A 2554-nucleotide genomic window follows, 5' to 3' on the forward strand; every position below is an offset into this window, starting at 1 on the left:
CGGCTCTCCGGCCCACTCGCCCTGCATGACCAAGAAGTCTGGCGTGATCTCTCCCGGGGCAGAACAAGAACGCGAGATCTTCAGTGGTCTTCTAGAGCCTGTCCCGGTCACCGCCGGACGGGGAGATCCCCTCGCCCCTTTTCACCGAGGGGCGAGGGACCGGTGCACCACTCGCCGGTTCGCGCCCGCCCCGCTGCCGGACGGCCCGCCCGGTGATCCAGCGGGCCCGACGGGATCTTCCCTCACTCCGGGCGCAGGGACATTCCCTCGTACTCGATCTTCTCGTCCTCGAGCAGGGTGACCTTCTCGACCCCCGCCTCCAGCAGCTCACGCCAGTTCTCACCGAGCCACGACTCGGCATCGGCCTGGCTCGGGAACGTGTCGGACGGCGCGACACCCTCGACTACCTCGCCGCCATTCGCGTTTTCATAACGCCAGCGCCACGTCATGCCATAGCTCCTTCTCACGGATCCTGCCAGTGCCGTTCGGCGGCTCAGCGAACCCTACCTCTCCAGGACGCCCCCGAGCGTGGAGGCAGGATCATGGTCTCGCGCCCCGTCGCCCGGCTGTTCCCGGGCTCCCCGTACGCTGCGGAGGTCATCCGCTTCCGCCGGAAGGTGGCGGCTCGCAACTTCTTGAACCCGATGGGAGGCCGGGTGTGAAGGTCCTGATCTCCGGTACCGCGGCTGCGGCGGGCTGGCCGGCCTCGGGCTGCGGGTGCGCCTCCTGCGCCCGGGTCGCCCCCGGCCGCCGCCCCACGTCCGTACTGCTCGGCGACTCCGTGCGGCTGCCGCCCACCGGCCCGCTCCCGCCCGGCTACCGCGCCTCGCCCGGTCCGGACGGCCTCACCGTCACCACCCCCGGCGGCCGGCGCGTCCTTTACGCCCCCGCCCCTCCCCCGTACGAGGAGCGAGAGCCCGCCGGTCCGGGAGAAGCGCTGGACCTGGTGCTGCTGGACGTGCTCGACCGGCCGGAACGGCTGGGGGACCTGCGCCGGCGGGGCCTGGTCGGCGAGCGAACGCACGTGCTGGCCGTCGACCTCGACCACCGGGTACCGACGGAGGCGGAGCTGGCCCGGCGGGCAGACCTGTGGGGGGTGCGCGCCGTACCGGATGGCACGGTCCTCGACATCGGCGAGCCCCCGCCACCTCCGGCTTCCCCGCCCCGAAGGACCCTGTTGCTCGGCGGGACCCGGTCCGGCAAGTCCGTGGAGGCCGAACTGCGGCTGGCGGCCGAACCCGAGGTCCGCTATGTCGCGACCGGGCCGTCCGGCGACGGCGATCCCGAGTGGCTGCGCCGGGTCCGGGCACATCGTGACCGCAGGCCCGCCCACTGGGAGACCACCGAGACCACGGACCTGGCCGGACTGCTGCGGTCCGCCGGGACCCCGCTGCTGATCGACGGGCTCGGCACCTGGGTCGCCTCCGTCTTCGACGAGTGCGACGCCTGGTCGGGCGGGGACGACCTGGACGCGGTCACGGCCCGGTGCGACGAACTGGTGGCGGCCTGGCGGCAGACCCGGGCCCGGGTCGTGGCGGTCTCCGACGAGGTCGGCCTCGGCGTGGTGCCCGCCACCGCCAGCGGCCGGATGTTCCGTGACGTCCTCGGCCGCCTGAACCAGCGCCTCGCCGCGGAGTCCGAGGACGTCACCCTCGTCGTCGCCGGCCGTCTCCTTCCCCTTCCCTCCTGAGCCTCCGTTCGACGAGGGAATCCGGGGCCGGCTTCGGCCCCGCTTCTCTCCCTGAGCCCGCGTTCCATGAAAGAACCCCGAGAATCCGGATCGAAGCACACCTGAGCCCGCATTCCATGAGAGAACTCCAAGGGGCCGGATCGAGGAACACCACCGCCTCCCACTCCGCCTGGCCCTCACCGTCTGGGAGTGCCCCGGGCATCCGGGAGGAGGAGGGCTATGATCTGCGGTCATGCCCGCGCCCCCGCCTCCCGACAGGTCGTCGACGTTCGCCGACGGGGTGCGTCTCGCGATCGGCACGCTGAGTGTGTTCCCGGTCCGGCCCGGGGTGGTCGACCGCCGGGCGGGGGGTGTCGCGATGGCGATGGCCCCGCTGGTGGGGGCGGCGCTCGGGGCCGTCGCGGGGCTGGTGCTGGCGCTGGCGCTCTGGCTGGGTATGACGCCGCTTCCGGCATCGGTGCTGGCCGTGGCGGTCCTCGCACTGCTCACCCGGGGGCTGCACCTGGACGGGCTTGCCGATCTCGCCGACGGGCTGGGCAGCGGGAAGCCCGCCGAACGGGCACTGGAGATCATGAAACGGTCCGACATCGGCCCGTTCGGGGTGGTGACCCTGGTCTGCACCCTGCTACTCCAGGTGGCGGCCCTGTCGGAACTCACCTACACGGGGCTGGGCCCGATCGTCCTGGTCACCGCCTGCGCGGCCGGGCGGCTGGCCCTCACCTGGGCCTGCCGAGCGGGTGTCCCCCCGGCCCGCCCCGACGGGCTCGGCGCGATGGTCGGCCCGGGTGACGCTGGTGTTCGGCTACGACCTGCTTCTGGCATTGCTCGCCTCGGCGGTGCTGGCACCGCTGAACGCCGCCCCCG

At 72.9% G+C, this 2554-nt stretch carries 3 protein-coding genes; 2 read left to right on the forward strand and 1 reads right to left on the reverse strand.

Features of this window, described 5'->3' with window-relative positions; genetic code table 11:
- Positions 1–242 precede the first annotated feature (242 nt).
- A complete protein-coding gene (locus tag ABZ260_RS49880) occupies positions 243–449 on the reverse strand; it encodes a hypothetical protein (protein WP_030910294.1) in 207 nt (68 codons plus the stop codon).
- A gap of 209 nt (positions 450–658) precedes the next feature.
- On the opposite strand from ABZ260_RS49880, the gene ABZ260_RS49885 reads away from it, so the two are divergent.
- Both ABZ260_RS49885 and ABZ260_RS49890 read left to right on the forward strand, forming a co-directional pair.
- On the forward strand, positions 659–1690 hold the full coding sequence (locus tag ABZ260_RS49885) for a bifunctional adenosylcobinamide kinase/adenosylcobinamide-phosphate guanylyltransferase (protein WP_355632668.1): 1032 nt from the start codon (positions 659–661) through the stop codon (positions 1688–1690).
- A gap of 232 nt (positions 1691–1922) precedes the next feature.
- On the forward strand, positions 1923–2554 hold a 632-nt coding region (locus ABZ260_RS49890; protein WP_355632671.1), incomplete at its 3' end, for an adenosylcobinamide-GDP ribazoletransferase.

The organism is Streptosporangium sp. NPDC006013, from assembly GCF_040614275.1.
Lineage (GTDB): Bacteria > Actinomycetota > Actinomycetes > Streptosporangiales > Streptosporangiaceae > Streptosporangium.